Genomic DNA, 15977 nt, shown 5'->3' with positions numbered 1-15977 from the left:
GGCAGCGGGCCTTCCGAACACTCCGTAATTTTTCCCTATAAACGTTTTTTCCCGGGAGAAATGCACCGCCGTCGTATACAATCCAGCTAGGAAAAACGGAGGAGGAGTCCCTATGAACAAAAACCAAGAACCGGAGCTGGAACAAGTTTCGGCCCTGGCCCGCCGATATTTTCGTTCAACCGCATTTCAAATCGAAAGGGAGCCGTCGGGCGTATCCACTTATGTATATCGCATTGCCGCGAACGGCGGGATTTTTTATTTGCGGGTTCTGCCGGAGCAGAATATGAGCTTTGCCCCCGAGGTACTTGTTCATCGGCTGCTCCTGCAAAAAGGCGTGCAGGTGCCGGAAGTGCTTCATTTTGAGCCTGTTCAGGAGGAGCTTGGCTTGTCCGTGATGCTGGTGCGGGAGATCCCTGGGGTTCATGCCGGGCAGGTAACGTCTCAAGCGTCATACGAACGGGTCATGGAGAATGCCGGCAGCCAGCTTGCCTTGGTGCACGGGATACCGGTAGACGGTTTTGGCTGGATCAGGAGAGGGCGGAACGAAGACGGCGCGGTATTGCGGGGGGAGAACCGTTCGGCGGATGAACACCTTCTGGAATTTTTGGAGGACGACGTGCAATTTTTATCGGAAAAGCTGTTCAGCAAAGCGGAGGGCTCTATTATTCGCAGGGTCATGGAACGTGGGCTCCCGCTGATGGGCCGGCATGAGCCGCGGCTTGTTCACGGGGATTTCGACGATTCGCATATTTTCCAGGACAACGGGACCTACACGGGGATCATTGATTTCGGCGAGATTCAGGGAAGCAGCCCTTTATACGATCTGGGGCATTTCAAACTTCACGATGGACAGCGGTATAAAGGTTTTCCGGCGTTAAGCGAAGGATACCGAAGCGTCGTTCCCCTGACGGCATGGGATCAGCTGGAGATCGATCTTTGGGCCGTCTGGATCGGCGTGAGGAGGTTAGGGATCGTGGCCCGGCGTTCGCCGCATGCCGGTTATGTGCATCATTTGCTGAACCGCGTGCGGGAATTGCTTGACGTCGTCTCCAGGCAGCTATGATTCAGGCGGCTTGCAAGCGATCCAAATACTGCATGAAACACCTGATTAAGCCCGCCCGGTTATGTCGGTATTACCGATGGAAGCCGGCAGGGCTTTTTTTCTTAAAACCACCTTATTTCGACACGAAACTTCGACAAAATTCGAAAATAGTTATAGCATTTTTTACAGTTTGGCACTAAAATAAAGTTAGTAGATGTTTTAGTCGGTTAAAAGGCTAAAATGGGAAAAAATCGCAAGCATCGGATAAGGATTGTAATTCCTAGTAATCCGATATACAATGGAAAACAGTCAATAGAGAGTGGGGGATAAGACATCATGCGTAAATATTTTTCAGGGGTCGTTATTTTGACGCTGCTGACCATGCTGGTCACGGCTTGCTCCGGGGATGCCGGCAATTCGGCAGCACCTTCGGACGCTTCGTCTTCCGGGTCTTCGCAAACAACCGGCGACCAGCCTAAAGACGGAGGCAATCTGATCATCGGGGTACAGGCCGATCCGGTCATTTTGAACCCGAACTATGCAGGGGACCGCGTCAGCTTGACGATTGACCAAGCCCTTTATGCGCCTCTTTTCCAAGTGAATAATGGCAAGAAAACCTTTTATCTCGCCGACAGCCTGGAGCCGTCCGCGGATAACTTGACGTATACATTGAAGCTGAAAAGCGGCCTGACTTGGCACGATGGAGAGAAGCTGACGGCGGATGACGTGGTGTTCACCATCGACAAGATTTTGGACGAGAAACAAAACAGCATGCTGAGAGGCAACTTCATCATTCACGGCAAACCGATCAAAGCGGTAAAAGTCGACGACACGACGGTGGAATTCAAGCTGCCGCAGGTGAGCCCGGCATTCGAAGCGACGCTCGTTCAGGTCACGCCGATTCCGAAGCATATTTTCGAACATGAAGCGGACATCGAAAAGAGTCCTAAAAACAATACGCCGGTCGGTTCCGGTCCGTTCAAGTTCAAGGAATACAAAACGGGCGAATACGTGACGCTGGAGCGCTTCGACAACTACTTCGGCGGCAAGCCGCATCTGGACACGATCACGTACCGTATTTCCAAGGATGCGAACGCCTCGAACCTCGCCCTGCAAAACGGCGAAATCAACATCAAATACGTCGATCCGCAGGATGCGGCGACGATCGAAGCGACGGGCAATTTCGAAATGAAGAACTACAGCGAAGGCCGCCTGGCTTACATGCTGTTCAACGAAAACAGCGACACGGGCCTGATGAAAAACAAGGAAGTAAGACAAGGGCTGTCCTACGCCCTGAACCGCGAAGAGCTGATTCAAGTGGCTTACACGTCGCCTGATTATGCCGATCCGGCCAAATCCTTCGTCACGCCGGACGGGCTGTATCATGACAACAACGTCACGACGTACGACAACGACGTAGAAAAAGCGAAGGAACTGCTGCAGAAAAACGGCGTCGTCGGCAAAACGCTGCGCTTTATCGTAACGAGCGGCAACAAGGCCCAAGAGGCGATTGCGCTCTATGTGCAACAGAAGCTGAAGGATGTCGGTGTCAACGTGGAAATCCAGTCGATGGATGCATCCGCGTTCAGCGACAAGTTCACGAATCCGGAAACCAGCGATTACGAACTGACCGTCGGGGGTTACATCATGGGCTTCGATCCTGACGCATACAGCATTTTGTACACGACGGGAAGCGACTCCAACTACGCGCATTACTCGAATCCGGAAGTCGACAAGCTCTTCCAGGAAGGCGCCGGCGAAGCCGACACGGCCAAACGCGGAGAGATCTACAAAAAACTTCAGGAAACGATTGCCGCCGATGCGGTCATTTACCCGATCGCCTATACGAAAACAATCGTTGCCGTGGATAAAAAATTCGGCGGCCTGGACGAAGCCGTGCTGAAGCCGGTCGTGATTTTTGAAGATCCGTCCAAGCTGTACCAGAAATAAGGGTTTCGATAAAACCGGACGCGAAAGCCGGGAAGATCAACGACAATCAAGCCGGTCATCCAGCATTGGAAGCAGGGGTTATCCCTCCTCCGGTGCTGGAACCAGCTTTATTTTTTTCAGGTGGGTAAACGATAGATAGGCATATTCAAAATCCAGGATGTTAAGCTGGGGGACTAAGAGCATGAAAAGACTGATCGTCAGAAGATTGTTGCAAACCGTGCCGATGCTGTTTTTTGTGTCGATCGTCTGCTTCATTTTGGTGAAAGCGGCGCCCGGGGATCCCGTGCGTTCTTTTATTACACCGAACATGCATGCGGAGGACATTGAACGCGTCAGGCATAATCTCGGCTTGGACAAGCCTGCGTACATTCAATATTTCATATGGCTCAAAAATGGTTTGACGGGCAATTTCGGTTATTCGCTCGTGAACCACAAACCGGTCATGGGACAGATTTTGGAGCGGCTGCCCGCAACGGCCGGACTGATGGGGTCGGCGATCGCGCTGGCCGTCATTTTGGCGATTCCGCTCGGTTTGGCCGCGGGCGCGAACCGCAACCGCTGGGTCGACAAACTGGTCAACATGATCGCGTACATCGGCATTTCGCTTCCGCTTTTTTGGCTGGCGATATTGCTGATGTACTTTTTCTCCATTAAGATGCACTGGCTGCCGAGCATGGGCATGCGCACGATTGGCGTCAATTCGGCGCTGGACGTCATCAGGCACGGCATTTTGCCTTGCGTGGTGCTGGCGATCGGCTTTTTGACGGTCTACGTGCGGTATATCCGTTCGAGCACCATCAGCCAGCTGAAAGAGGACTATGTGCAAATCCAGTACGCATTCGGTTCGGCGAAACGGATCATCTTGTTCCGGCACGTGCTGAAGCACGTGGTGCTGCCGGTCATTACGCTGGTCGGCATGTCCATGGGCGATTTGGTTGCCGGAGCGATCGTAACCGAAACGGTATTTTCGTGGCCGGGCATCGGATCGCTTGGCATGACGGCCGTGCGGGGCATGGATTATCCGGTCATTATGGGCATCACATTGTTCTCGTCCGTTCTGTTGATTCTGGGGAACCTGCTCGCGGACATTTTATACGGCATCGTCGATCCGAGAATTAAAACAACGAGGTGATCTCATGAAACGGAGTAAATGGATTAATGTTGCCCGTGAGCTTAAAGGAAACAAGCTGGGGATCGCCGCCGTTATCGTGTTGCTGATCATCGCTTTGGCTGCGATCTTTGCTTTCCTGTCCTCCAAGGATCCGAACCAGATCAATGCGCTCGACCGGCTGAAGCCGCCGAGCAAGGCGCATTGGTTCGGCACCGACGATTACGGGCGGGATACGTTCACAAGGGCGCTTTACGGCGGCCGCGTCTCGCTGGCGGTCGGTTTTCTGTCCATGATTTTTGCGACGGCGATCGGCGTGACGGTCGGCATCATCAGCGGTTATTTCGGCGGGTGGCTCGACAGCCTGTTGATGCGCCTGCTGGATATCATCATGTCGATCCCGTCCTTCCTCATTCTGCTCCTGCTCAGCGTGTACTTGAAACCGAGCGTGGGCAACATCATCGTCATTATTTCGCTGCTGATGTGGATGAGCATCGCCCGGGTCGTCCGGGCGGAGACGATGGCGCTGAAGGAGAGGGAATACGTCCTGTACGCCAAGGCTTCCGGTCAAAGCGCATTCGGAATCATACGGAAGCATATTCTGCCGGGACTGTTGTCGGTCATCATCGTGAGTGCCACCAACAACATCGCTTCGGCGATCATGATGGAGTCGTCCCTCAGCTTTCTGGGCTTCGGCGTGCAGGCGCCAAACGCGACCTGGGGCAGCATGCTCAACGGCGCGCAGGGGTACGTGGTCAATGCGCCGTATATGGCGGTGTTCCCGGGCTTGCTCATTTTCGTGACCGTGCTTTGCTTCAACATACTTGGCGATATACTGCGCATCGGTCTCGAACCGAAGCTTGGCAAAAGATAAACCGCCGGCGTAAGGCGATGAAGGAGTGAGAAACCAAGATGACAAAACAACTGCTAACCGTCGATGGGCTCAAGGTCTCATTCCAGACCAGGGACGGGCAAAACCAAGCGGTCCGCGGCGTCAGCTTTCATGTGGGTGCCGGCGAAACGGTCGGCATCGTCGGCGAATCGGGAAGCGGGAAAAGCGTGACCGCCAAGGCGATTATGGGACTGATTGCTCCTCCGGGGAAAATCACGGAAGGCAAGGTTTTGTTCCAAGGGGAGGATTTGAGCGGCCTTACCGAAAAAGAGTGGCGCAAGCTCCGGGGCAACCGGATTGCGATGGTGTTCCAGGACCCGATGACGTCGCTGAACCCGGTCAAGACGATCGGCTTCCAGATGGCGGAAGTCATCCGGCGCCACCGCGGGCTCGGAAAAAAAGAGGCGATTTCGGAAGCGGTGGAAATGCTGCGCAAGGTCGGCATCACCGAGCCGGAGCGCCGCGTCAAGCAATATCCGCATGAATTCAGCGGCGGGATGCGCCAGCGGGTCATGATCGCGATGGCGTTGTCCTGCAGTCCGGAGCTGCTGATTGCCGACGAGCCGACGACGGCGCTGGACGTGACGATTCAGGCGCAAATTCTCGATTTGCTAAAGCAGCTCAAGACGGAGTCGGATACCGCCGTGCTGCTCATCACGCATGATCTCGGCGTCGTTGCCCAGGTCTGCTCCCGCGTCGTCGTCATGTACGGCGGCATGGTCATGGAAGAGGGGACGGTCGAAGATATTTTCTACCGGACCGGTCACCCGTACACGCAAGGGCTGCTGCGTTCGGTTCCGAAACGCGTAGGCGCAAACCGCGAGCGGCTCGTGCCGATCGAAGGATCGCCTCCCGACCTGATCGACCCGCCTGCGGGATGTCCGTTCCGGGACCGCTGTCCGTACGCGTTCGGCAAATGCTCGGAGCTTCCGCCGATGGCGGACCTTGGCGAAGGCCACCGCTCCTTGTGCTGGCTCGTGCAGGACAAAAGCACGCTGAAAGAAGCGCTCGGGGAGGAGGAAACCGGCCAATGAACGAAAATATCATGGTTGATGTGCGCAACCTGAAGAAACATTTCACGAAAGGCGGCGAAGTGCTGAAAGCCGTCGACGGCGTCAGCTTCCAAATCCGCAAGGGCGAGACGTTCGGCCTCGTCGGCGAATCCGGGAGCGGCAAATCGACGGTCGGACGCTGCCTGATCCGGCTGTACGATTATACGGAAGGGGAAGTGTTTTTTGACGGGCAAAACCTGTCCAAGCTGCGGGACAAGCAGCTCAAGCCGTTCCGCCGGCGGATTCAGACGATTTTTCAGGACCCGTACTCCTCGTTGAACCCGAGCATGAGCGTGCTGGATTTGATCGGGGAACCGATGGATATCCACGGCATATATAAAAAGGCGGATGAGCGCAAGGAGTTCGTGGCGGGGCTCTTGGAAAAGGTCGGGCTCAAACGGGAGCATCTGTACCGTTACCCGCATGAATTCAGCGGCGGGCAGCGGCAGCGGATTTCGATCGCGCGGGCGCTTTCCGTCCGTCCGGACTTCGTCGTATGCGACGAGCCGATCTCCGCGCTGGACGTGTCCGTGCAGGCGCAGGTGGTCAACATGCTGGAGGACTTGCAGGCCGAATTCGGTCTGACGTACCTGTTTATCGCGCATGATTTGTCCATGGTGCGCCACATTTCCGACCGGATCGGCGTTATGTACAGAGGCCGCCTGGTCGAAGTGGCGGAAAGCGACGAGCTGTACGACAACCCGCTGCATCCGTATACGAAGGCGCTGCTGTCGTCCATTCCGATTCCCGATCCGCGCACGGCAAACGAAACAATGGCGGTGAAATACGAGGTGCCCACGGCCGATGACGGCGTGGTGCCCGAGCTGCGTGAAGTGAGCCCGGGCCATTTCGTGGCAGACCATTAAAAGATTAGAGGTGCTGATTGAAGCATGGAGAAAAATGAGCGCGTCAAACTGTCCCAATGGGATGCATTAATGCTGGAAGGCCTCCGCGCATACGGCTGGTCCAACGAAGAGCTGCTGCGCAGAGTCCGCGAGCGCGATTTGCCGAAGGATACGAGCATGTTTGAGTTCGATTATCAGGCATTGGCCGAATTGGCGGCGGCCGAACCTGAGTTGTTCGAGTCTGCGGTAACGAAAGGTTATTCCATCAAGTACAACACGCTTGGCGGCCTCCGCTCCTGGATTTTGGTTGCCTGCGGCTTCGAGCCGGAGGTCATTCGCGAGCCGGGGCAAGAAGCGGTGATCGCCGAGCTGACTCCCGAACAGAAGGAACGCCTTGCGTCCGTCATGTCGTTCGGCTGGGTCATTCGCGAGGAAGCCGGCAAGCCTGGCGTGTACCGAATCGAGCCGCTGCAAAGAGGATAAGGACGCAAATACGGCAAATGAATTGTCTGTTCGATGCCGTGAGGGTATGCTACATTGTAAAGACGCGTATAAATAAACAAAGGCCGACCGCCCATAAGCTATCTGTTGTTCCGAGAATTATAACATGAATATATGTGTAAAAAAGCTCAAGCGATGCGAGGTGAATTCGCGTCTTTGCTTGAGCTTTTTCTATAAGAAAACCTGCTACTTTTTCAGCAGCAAATAGATGAAATACGGCGCGCCGATGAGCGCGACCACGATGCCCGCCGCCAATCCGTCCGGACTCGCGACCTGGCGGCCGATCGTATCGGCCAGCACGAGCAGCCAGCCCCCGGTCAGGATCGCCACCGGAATAAACAACTGGTTCCGCGGGCCGACCAGCGCTTTGGCGATATGCGGCGCCATCAGGCCGATAAAGGCAATGCCGCCCGTTACCGACACGGCGGAAGCCGCCAGGGCAACGGCCGTCAGCAGCAGCACAACGCGCTCTTTGTTCAGCGATACGCCGGCGCCGATGGCAACGGGTTCGCTCAGCGACAGCATGTTCAGCTTGTTGGCCTTGTACATCGTAAAAGGAATCAGCACGACGAGCCAAGGGAGAAGCGCCCAGATAAACGGCCAGTCGGTCCCCCAGATGCTGCCCGCGATCCACTTGGAAATGAAATCGACCTTCTCCCGGTTGGCGGACGAAATCAGCACGACCATGATGCCGGAAAGCGCCATGGAGAAGCCGACGCCCATCAGCACCATCCGCACCGGCTGCAGGCCGGATTTGCGGCTGTACGAACTGACATAGATCAGGAGGGCGGTTACCATCGCTCCCACGAAAGCCATCAGCGGCAGCAGATAGATGAACGAGCCGGCCTCGATCGGAGCAAAGAGAAAGAAGATCGATACGGCGACGCCTGCGCCGGAATTGATGCCGACGATGCCGGGGTCGGCCAGGTCGTTGCGCGTAATTCCCTGCAAAATCGAACCGGAAAGGGCCAGCGCCATCCCGGCCAGCAGCGTAATGACGATTCGCGGCAGCCGTACGGAGAACAATACGAAATTTTCCTTGAACGTGCCTTGGCCAAGGAGCGTCGGAATCAGCCGGTCGAAGGATAGGGAAGCGTAACCGAGCCCCATGCCGACGACGACGGTCAGTACAATCAATATAAGCAGGGCCAGCATAATAAGACGCTGCTTACGGATTAGTGACGGATGGATCATGAGCTTGCCCGCCCTCCTTTCCGTGCAATGACGAGGAAGAACGGAAGACCCAGCACCGCCACAATGGCTGCGACGGGCGCCTCGTACGGGGCAGTGATCGTGCGCGCCAGCGTATCGGCGATCATCATGAAAGCTCCTCCCATGACGGCCGCCATCGGGATCGCAAACCGATAATCGGTGCCGACGATGGCGCGCACGATATGCGGAATCATCAGCCCGAGGAAGGTGAGGCTGCCGACGAGCGCGACCGAAGCGCCCGCAAGCAGGACCGTCACCACGAACAGGATCGCTTTGATCCGCGCGGTTTTCTGGCCGAGGCCGACGGCCACTTCCTCGCTCAGGCTGAGGATCGTCAGCTGCTTGGACAGCAGCATCGCAACGATGATGCCGGCGACGATAAAGGGCACGATCACCTGAAGCTGGCTCCAGTTCGCCCCGATCAGGCCGCCGGAGGTCCACATGGAGACGCTTTTGGAAATTTTGAAGGTAATTCCTACCCCGTCCGCAACGGCGTTCAAAAAGGCGGAGATGGCGGCGCCCGCCAGCACGATCCGCAGCGGGGAGAAGCCGCCCCGTTTGACGGCGCTGATCCCGAAGACGAGCGCCGCGCCTGCGGCCGCGCCGATAAAGCAGGCGATCATCAGGCCGAAATAATTGACGGAGGACAGGAACGCCAGCGTGACAGCCAGCGCGGCATTGGCGCCCGCCGTCAAGCCGAGGAGCCCCGGGTCGGCCAGCGGGTTGCGGGTCATGCCCTGCATGATCGCCCCGGCGACGGCCAGCGCCGCCCCGACGAAGATCGCGGCGACCTCCCGCGGCAGGCGGATTTCCCGGATCATCGACAGCTTTTCCCCGGCGCTTTTGCTGGTCAAGGCCATCCATACGTCCTTGGCCGAAACGTCGGCGGCTCCGACCAGCATCGCCAGCACGAAGACGGCAATCAGCAGCAGCAGCGCCGCAAGCATTTTATACGTAAATGGGATTCGTCCAGTTTTCTTGTCCATCGCGCACTACTTCCCGAGGAAATGTTTGATAAAGAAATCGAGCTGGTAGTCCAGCGTGATCGGATCGTTGAAATAAAACGCTTTGGCATCCGCGACGAAAACACGGCCGTTTTTAACGGCAGGCATGTTTTTGTACGTCTCCGTCTCCTCCAGGGAATTGCCGGAATCCTGGTCCTTGCTGAAAATGACGTAATCGCCGGCAAATTCGGGCAGCACTTCGGGAGAAAGCGCGTAATACCCTTCCTTCAGAGCGGTTTCCTTGACCTTCTCGGGCATGTTCAGCTTCATCTGCTGATACAGAATTTCGGTGCCGCGGCCCCAGTTGTCGCCGTAGACGTACAGCTGCTTGTTGAAAACTTCCATGACGGACACGGTCGCCTTGTCGCCGATTTTGGCTTTGATCTGTTTGCCGGCCTCATCGGCGCGTTTTTTGAAATCTTCTATCCAGGCCTGCGCCTCTTTTTCCTTGTTCAGCAGTTTGCCGATTTCCAGCTGCTGCGTCAAATAATCGACTTTTCCATAGGTGTATGTGACCGTAGGCGCAATCTGTTTCAGCTTGTCGACGTTTTTGATGTTGGACAGTCCGATGATGAGGTCGGGGTTCAGTTCGATGATTTTTTCCAGGTTTTCGTCCGAAACTTCTTCCGCATCTTTCAGCTTGTCTTTGAAGTTCGGGTTCATTTTCGACCAGGAGTCGGCGCCGACCACGTTGACGCCAAGCGCCAATACGTTGCCGGTGAAGCTGGAGAGAACGACGACGCGTTTCGGATGGGCCGGCACCTTCACGGGGCCGTTTTCCGATTGGTAGGTGATCGTTTCGGAGCTTGCTTGTTCCGCGGCGGCGTTTCCTTCCACCTTACCGTCGGCTCCGTTTTTGCTGCTGCAGGCGCTTAAAGCGAGGATAAGGCATAATAAAAGGGGTAAAAATGCTTTTTTCATTGGATTGACGCTCCTTCTCAAAATATATGTTTTGGATTCCGCTAGGTTTTGATCAAATCATAGGTGACGCACATCGGTTTACCGGTCCGCGGGTCGCGGCCGACGGCCGCATCGATGGAATAGACCTGCTTCAGCACTTCGGGGCGGATCACTTCCTCGCCGCTGCCGGTTTTGACGATTTCCCCGTCCTTCAGCGCGATGAGGTAATCGGCGAAACGGGCGGCCTGGTTGATGTCGTGAAGCACCATCACGATGGTGCGCTGCTGCTCTGTGTTGAGCTTCTGCAACAGTTCCAGCACCTCCAGCTGATGCGCCATGTCCAGGTATGTAGTCGGCTCGTCGAGGAAGATGATATCGGTTTCCTGGGCGAGCGCCATCGCGATCCATACCCGCTGGCGTTGTCCGCCGGAAAGCGTATCGACCGAGCGGTACTTGAAATCCTTCGTGCCCGTCTCCGCAAGCGCCCAGTCGATCACCTCGACGTCGTGCGGCGTCAGGCGCCCGAAGCCTTTTTGGTACGGAAACCGACCGTAAGACACCAGCTCGCCGACGGTCAATCCCGCCGCGCTTTCGGGCGTTTGCGGCAGAATGGCCATTTTTTTGGCCAGCAGCTTCGTATTCTCCTTGGCGATGTCCTCTCCGTCGAGAATCACCGTGCCCCCCTGATGCGGAATGATGCGGGTGATCGCTTTCAGCAGCGTCGATTTGCCGCATCCGTTGGAGCCGATGATGGCGGTGATTTTTTTGTCGGGAATGCTGACGCTGAGATTTTTGACGATAGAGCGTTCGCCGTAGCCGATGCTGAGTTCCGTAGTGTACAGCCGAACCATGAGTGGCCCTCCCTCATATAGCAAAATATTTTTTAGAGACAAGATATGATTGCCGAAATAAACCCTCCTAAATGGAGCATAATATGTTCGGACATGACTGATAATGATTCTCAATATCGTTAAAAGAATAAGTTGATTTTGCGCAGATGTCAATAGAATCTTGAAAATCAAGGAAAATCCATGTATATTTTTATTGAGAATGAGAATTGTTATCATTAATAAGAATGATTATAAATAAATGTCGAGGAGCGAGCGGGTATGGGTCAGGAAGAAATTTTCGATATGACAGTGGTCGGCGGGGGGCCGGCCGGGCTTTATTCCGCTTTTTATAGCGGGCTGCGGGAAATGAAGACCAAAATCATCGAGTTCCAGCCCGAGTTGGGCGGCAAAATACATGTGTACCCGGAGAAAATGATTTGGGACGTCGGCGGCTTGACGCCGATTCCCGGCGCGAAACTGATCGAGCAGCTGGTGCAGCAGGGGCTGACGTTTAACCCCGAGGTCGTGCTTAACGAAAAGGTCGAGTCCATTACGCGGCGCCGGGACGGAATATTCGAGCTTCATGGCAGTTCGGGGCGCCTCCATCTCTCCAAGACGGTCATCATCGCCGTCGGCGGCGGCATTCTGAACCCGCAAAAGCTGGAGATCGAAGGCGCAAGCCGTTTCGAGATCAGCAACCTGCATTATACGGTCAAATCGCTGAAGCGGTTCAAGGATAAGACGGTGATCATTTCCGGCGGGGGCAATGCCGCGGTCGACTGGGCCAACGAGCTGGAACCCATCGCGAAAAAGGTCTACGTCGCCTACCGCAAGGACGCGCTGAACGGGCACGAGGCTTCCGTGGAGCAGCTGCTGAACAGCTCGGTGGAATGTTTGTTCCATCGGACGATTACCAAGCTGCATGCCCGCGCAGACCATGAAGCGATCGAACGGGTCGAACTGACCCATCAGCAGACGGGTGATGTGATGGAGCTGTACGTGGATGACGTGATCATCAATCACGGATATGAACGCGACACGACCTTGCTGCAGCAAAGCGACCTCAAAATCGACATCGCCGACGAATATTTCATAGCGGGCACGCCTAACAGCGAGTCCTCCGTTCCAGGATTGTACGCCGCCGGGGATATCCTCAAACATGAAGGCAAGCTGCACCTCATTGCGGGAGCCTTCCAGGATGCGGCCAACGCCGTCAACAAGGCGAAACGGTTCCTTCAGCCGGACGCCGACGCGGTCGCCATGGTTTCCTCGCATAACGAAGCATTCAAAGACAGAAACCGGGAGCTCGTCAAAAAAATGATGGGGTAAACCGCGAACCGATAGAAAGTCCTTTTGTCTCAAAGCGAGGGGGCTTTTTTTCGTTATCGGGAAGAGGACACGGATCCGATTCCCATTGAATCATCCCCGATCAGGAAAAATCCAGTCCGAGGCACCTGAAATGCAAAAGGCTCTTCCCGGAAAAAGGATTCCTTTTAATTACATTATTGCTTGAATTCACCTTAAACTTGCAAACTTTCCTTTCTCGAAAACCGCCTTTTCCGACGCATTTTCCCCCTTTAACGTCCCAAATTCGCTGATCGTAGGGGAAATAACTAAAAATTACTATTTTTTTTAGTATTCGATATATAAAAAAGATACCGTTCTGAGTTAAAATAAGGAAAATAGGACCTTATATTTTTTCATCACGCATGACGGAAGTCTAGGATAGGGAGATCATACGCCTATATAACATAAATAGTTCATATTTAGCAGGACCATACATCGATGTCAAACGAAGATGACAAGGGGAGAGCGTGTGATGGTTAAGGAGCAAACGAGGTATTCCCGGCTCGCGAATATTACGAAACTGATCAACACCAAATTGGAATTGCGAGAGGTATTGCAGCATGTAACGACAGCTATTTCGGAGGAGATCGTCCAATGCGATTCGGTTGGCATTTATCTGCCGCAAGGCGATGGGACCTTTAGGGGGTATGTCGGCAAACCCGAGATCATCAACGGGATGACGCTGGACATGCATATCATCGACACCAACCGCGATCAGCTCGCCAAAGAAGTGATCGAAACGCAAAAAACGATCTACATTCCGGACACATCACAAGATCGGCGCCCCGACTCCTGGGCGATCGAAGGCTTCGAGATCAAATCGCTGCTCGTTCTTCCCATCTCGTATGAGCAGGAGCTGTTTGGGCTCGTGTTTCTTTTTGATTACGGCATTCCGATGAATTTGACGGAATCGGAGATTCAGACGGTCGAGGCCTACGTCAATATGGCGGCCGTGGCCATCCGCAACGCCAACAATTTGACGCATAAGGAAAATCTGATCGCCGAGAAGCAGCTTCTGCTTGACGTGACACGCAACTTATCGATGTGCTCGACCATGCAGCAGGGGCTGGACACAAGCTTTTATTATATCGCCAAAGTGCTGAACAACTACAACATCGGGGCCCATTTGCTGGACCCGCTCGCCGGGAAAAGAATCAAGCCCGCCAAGCTGAGCAAGGACAGCGACTGGTCCGAGGAAGACTGGATGCGAACGCATCAAAGGGTGAAAATCGACCCGGAAAATGATCGCGTTTTCCACGAGGTCGTGCGCACGAAAAAAGTGATCATCATTCCCGACGTTTCCAAGGACGACAGGCCTAACCATGAGGCTTGCCGGGATTTCGGGATCAAAGGGATGTACATGTTTCCGCTGGTTTCGATGGGCGAAGTGCTCGGCGTCATCGCGGTGGTCAATCTCGGCGAAAAAATCATGACGTATTCGGAAGCTACGATCCAGCTGTGCCAATCCATTGTGGAAGCCACGGCTTCGACGTTGTCGAATTTGCTTTACATGGAGAAGCAGGAAGTCATCATCGAGGAAAGGACCTCGGAAATTACGTTCAAGAACAGGGAACTGGAGCGGGTCGTGGCCGAGCTTCAGCATCTGAGCCGGGAGAAGGAGCTTATCCTCAACTCGGCCGGGGAAGGGATTTTCGGCCTTGACCTTCAGGGCAACATCACCTTTTGCAACCCCGCCGGCGAGGCGATGCTCGGTTATGGAGCCAGGGAGCTGATCGGCCAGCCAGCCAACGTTATTTTTTACGGCAAGGGTGAAGATAGGGAGCGGGGGGACGGCATGGATTACCGCAAATGGGATAAATGCCATGCGGACGACTGCTTTTACCGCAAGAACGGCTCCAGCTTTCCGGTCGAATACGTCATTTCATCCATCAAGGAAGGGGACGATATCGTCGGCGACGTCGTGACTTTCAAAGACATTACGGAACGAAAGCAGATGGAGGAGGAAATCAGATACCATGCCTACTTTGACAGCGTGACGGACCTGCCTAACCGGGTTTTGCTCAAAGACAGGCTCGATCAGGGCATTAAATACGCCCAAGCGAACGGAGGGAAAATAGCGCTTCTGTACCTGGATTTGGACCGTTTCAAATTCATTAACGACACGCTGGGGCATACCTACGGCGATTTGCTGCTGCGGGACGTTGCCAAACGGCTCGTCGACTCCATTCCGAAAAGCGCGACCGTTTCGCGCCAAGGCGGGGATGAGTTTACGATTTTCCTGCCGAACATCAAAAGCAAAAAAGAGATTTTGAAGGTCGTTAACCAGGTCATCGCTTCGTTCGAGGAACCGTTTTACGTCAAAGACCATGAAGTGTACATCAAAACGAGCATCGGCATCAGCCTCTTTCCGGACCATGGGGACACCAGCGAAACGCTGATCAAAAATGCGGACACCGCGATGTATAAATCGAAAGAGATCTCCGGGAACAGCTATCATTTTTTCAGCACGGGCATGGACACGAGAACGTTCGAAATCGTCAAGTTCGAAAATGCGTTATACAAAGCGCTTGATCAGGACGAGCTCATTCTCTATTACCAGCCCCAAATCAATTATAAAACGAATACGATCGTCGGCGTGGAGGCGCTTCTGCGCTGGAATCATCCGAAAGAGGGCATGGTGCCGCCGGACGAGTTCATTCCGATCGCCGAAGAGACGGGGCTCATTGTCCCGATCGGAGAATGGGTGCTGCGGAACGCATGCATGCAGATCAAGAAGTGGCATAAAAAAGGATTCCCGCCGATCAGCGTATCCGTCAATTTGTCGGTCAGGCAGTTCGAGCAGAACAACCTGTTCACCGTCGTGAAAAACATTTTGAAAAAAACCGACCTGTCGCCGGAATTCCTGCACCTGGAGGTCACCGAAAACCAGATCATCAAAAACACCGACGTGACGCTCAGAACGATGGAGCAGCTTAAGGGCCTGGGCATTAATATTGCCATCGATGATTTCGGGACGGGCTATTCCTCCCTGGGGTATTTGAAAAACTTTCCGATCAGCACGCTGAAGATCGATAAATCCTTCGTGCAGGACATCATCAAGGACGACGACAATGCGGCCATCACGAACACGATTATTACGCTGGCCCAGAATTTGAACCTGAACGTCATTGCCGAAGGGGTCGAGACCAAGGAGCAGGCCGAGTTTTTGGCTGCCCGCAGCTGTTATCTGATGCAGGGCTATTATTTCAGCCGTCCGATGAAGGCGGAGGACATCGCTCAATTGTACCTATCCTGCGGAGTGAACTGAGCCTTCTTTTCGGCCCGGTCACTCCT

13 protein-coding genes are annotated in these 15977 nt (G+C 54.5%); 9 read left to right on the top strand and 4 right to left on the bottom strand.

The window, feature by feature from the left end; all coding sequences use genetic code 11:
• Positions 1-112: 112 nt before the first annotated feature.
• From AC27KL_RS22795 to AC27KL_RS22765, 7 genes are all read left to right on the top strand, one after another.
• On the top strand, positions 113-1063 hold the full coding sequence (locus AC27KL_RS22795) for a phosphotransferase family protein (RefSeq protein ID WP_487171168.1): 951 nt from the start codon (positions 113-115) through the stop codon (positions 1061-1063).
• A gap of 315 nt (positions 1064-1378) precedes the next feature.
• Positions 1379-2992 carry an ABC transporter substrate-binding protein gene (locus tag AC27KL_RS22790; protein WP_487171167.1) on the top strand — a complete coding sequence of 538 codons (1614 nt, stop codon included), beginning with the start codon at positions 1379-1381 and terminating at the stop codon, positions 2990-2992.
• 181 nt (positions 2993-3173) lie between these two features.
• Complete coding sequence (locus AC27KL_RS22785; RefSeq protein WP_339322698.1) at positions 3174-4124, top strand: ABC transporter permease; 951 nt, start codon at positions 3174-3176, stop codon at positions 4122-4124.
• Between the two features lie 4 nt (positions 4125-4128).
• Complete coding sequence (locus AC27KL_RS22780) at positions 4129-4974, top strand: ABC transporter permease (protein ID WP_487171166.1); 846 nt, start codon at positions 4129-4131, stop codon at positions 4972-4974.
• A 38-nt stretch (positions 4975-5012) separates the two neighbouring features.
• Positions 5013-6026, top strand: coding sequence for an ABC transporter ATP-binding protein (locus AC27KL_RS22775; protein WP_487171165.1), 1014 nt, complete (start codon positions 5013-5015; stop codon positions 6024-6026).
• Positions 6023-6910 (top strand): ABC transporter ATP-binding protein, encoded by an 888-nt coding sequence (locus AC27KL_RS22770; protein WP_339322695.1) that lies wholly within the window; start codon positions 6023-6025, stop codon positions 6908-6910. Before AC27KL_RS22775 ends, AC27KL_RS22770 begins: the two co-directional genes overlap by 4 nt.
• Positions 6911-6934: 24 nt before the next feature.
• On the top strand, positions 6935-7372 hold the full coding sequence (locus AC27KL_RS22765; protein WP_487171164.1) for a hypothetical protein: 438 nt from the start codon (positions 6935-6937) through the stop codon (positions 7370-7372).
• Between the two features lie 204 nt (positions 7373-7576).
• On the opposite strand, the gene AC27KL_RS22760 is transcribed toward AC27KL_RS22765, so the two are convergent.
• The 4 genes from AC27KL_RS22760 to AC27KL_RS22745 are packed head-to-tail and all read right to left on the bottom strand — an operon-like array spanning position 7577 to position 11357.
• Positions 7577-8584, bottom strand: a complete 1008-nt coding sequence (locus AC27KL_RS22760) for a FecCD family ABC transporter permease (RefSeq protein WP_487171163.1) — start codon at positions 8582-8584, stop codon at positions 7577-7579.
• Positions 8581-9588, bottom strand: a complete 1008-nt coding sequence (locus tag AC27KL_RS22755) for a FecCD family ABC transporter permease (protein WP_487171162.1) — start codon at positions 9586-9588, stop codon at positions 8581-8583. Before AC27KL_RS22755 ends, AC27KL_RS22760 begins: the two co-directional genes overlap by 4 nt.
• 6 nt (positions 9589-9594) lie before the next feature.
• Positions 9595-10527 carry an iron-hydroxamate ABC transporter substrate-binding protein gene (locus AC27KL_RS22750; RefSeq protein ID WP_487171161.1) on the bottom strand — a complete coding sequence of 311 codons (933 nt, stop codon included), beginning with the start codon at positions 10525-10527 and terminating at the stop codon, positions 9595-9597.
• A gap of 41 nt (positions 10528-10568) precedes the next feature.
• Complete coding sequence (locus AC27KL_RS22745; RefSeq protein ID WP_487171160.1) at positions 10569-11357, bottom strand: ABC transporter ATP-binding protein; 789 nt, start codon at positions 11355-11357, stop codon at positions 10569-10571.
• A gap of 258 nt (positions 11358-11615) precedes the next feature.
• Between AC27KL_RS22745 and AC27KL_RS22740 the strand changes: the two genes are divergently transcribed.
• Both AC27KL_RS22740 and AC27KL_RS22735 read left to right on the top strand, forming a co-directional pair.
• On the top strand, positions 11616-12665 hold the full coding sequence (locus tag AC27KL_RS22740; protein WP_339322690.1) for an NAD(P)/FAD-dependent oxidoreductase: 1050 nt from the start codon (positions 11616-11618) through the stop codon (positions 12663-12665).
• Positions 12666-13155: 490 nt separating this feature from the next.
• Positions 13156-15951, top strand: a complete 2796-nt coding sequence (locus tag AC27KL_RS22735; protein WP_487171159.1) for a sensor domain-containing phosphodiesterase — start codon at positions 13156-13158, stop codon at positions 15949-15951.
• Positions 15952-15977: the final 26 nt, after the last annotated feature.

The sequence above is a fragment of the Paenibacillus sp. YAE3 genome (assembly GCF_057546105.1).
The sequence above is the reverse complement of the archived record's forward strand: the minus strand, read 5'-3'. Positions and strand labels throughout refer to the sequence as shown.

Excerpts from the sequence above, each read along its gene's own strand:
- AC27KL_RS22795 (WP_487171168.1), top strand. The coding sequence starts at position 113 with ATGAACAAAAACCAAGAACCGGAGCTGGAACAAGTTTCGGCCCTGGCC.
- AC27KL_RS22790 (WP_487171167.1), top strand. The coding sequence starts at position 1,379 with ATGCGTAAATATTTTTCAGGGGTCGTTATTTTGACGCTGCTGACCATG.
- AC27KL_RS22785 (WP_339322698.1), top strand. The coding sequence starts at position 3,174 with ATGAAAAGACTGATCGTCAGAAGATTGTTGCAAACCGTGCCGATGCTG.
- AC27KL_RS22780 (WP_487171166.1), top strand. The coding sequence starts at position 4,129 with ATGAAACGGAGTAAATGGATTAATGTTGCCCGTGAGCTTAAAGGAAAC.
- AC27KL_RS22775 (WP_487171165.1), top strand. The coding sequence starts at position 5,013 with ATGACAAAACAACTGCTAACCGTCGATGGGCTCAAGGTCTCATTCCAG.
- AC27KL_RS22770 (WP_339322695.1), top strand. The coding sequence starts at position 6,023 with ATGAACGAAAATATCATGGTTGATGTGCGCAACCTGAAGAAACATTTC.
- AC27KL_RS22765 (WP_487171164.1), top strand. The coding sequence starts at position 6,935 with ATGGAGAAAAATGAGCGCGTCAAACTGTCCCAATGGGATGCATTAATG.
- AC27KL_RS22760 (WP_487171163.1), bottom strand. The coding sequence starts at position 8,584 with ATGATCCATCCGTCACTAATCCGTAAGCAGCGTCTTATTATGCTGGCC.
- AC27KL_RS22755 (WP_487171162.1), bottom strand. The coding sequence starts at position 9,588 with ATGGACAAGAAAACTGGACGAATCCCATTTACGTATAAAATGCTTGCG.
- AC27KL_RS22750 (WP_487171161.1), bottom strand. The coding sequence starts at position 10,527 with ATGAAAAAAGCATTTTTACCCCTTTTATTATGCCTTATCCTCGCTTTA.
- AC27KL_RS22745 (WP_487171160.1), bottom strand. The coding sequence starts at position 11,357 with ATGGTTCGGCTGTACACTACGGAACTCAGCATCGGCTACGGCGAACGC.
- AC27KL_RS22740 (WP_339322690.1), top strand. The coding sequence starts at position 11,616 with ATGGGTCAGGAAGAAATTTTCGATATGACAGTGGTCGGCGGGGGGCCG.
- AC27KL_RS22735 (WP_487171159.1), top strand. The coding sequence starts at position 13,156 with ATGGTTAAGGAGCAAACGAGGTATTCCCGGCTCGCGAATATTACGAAA.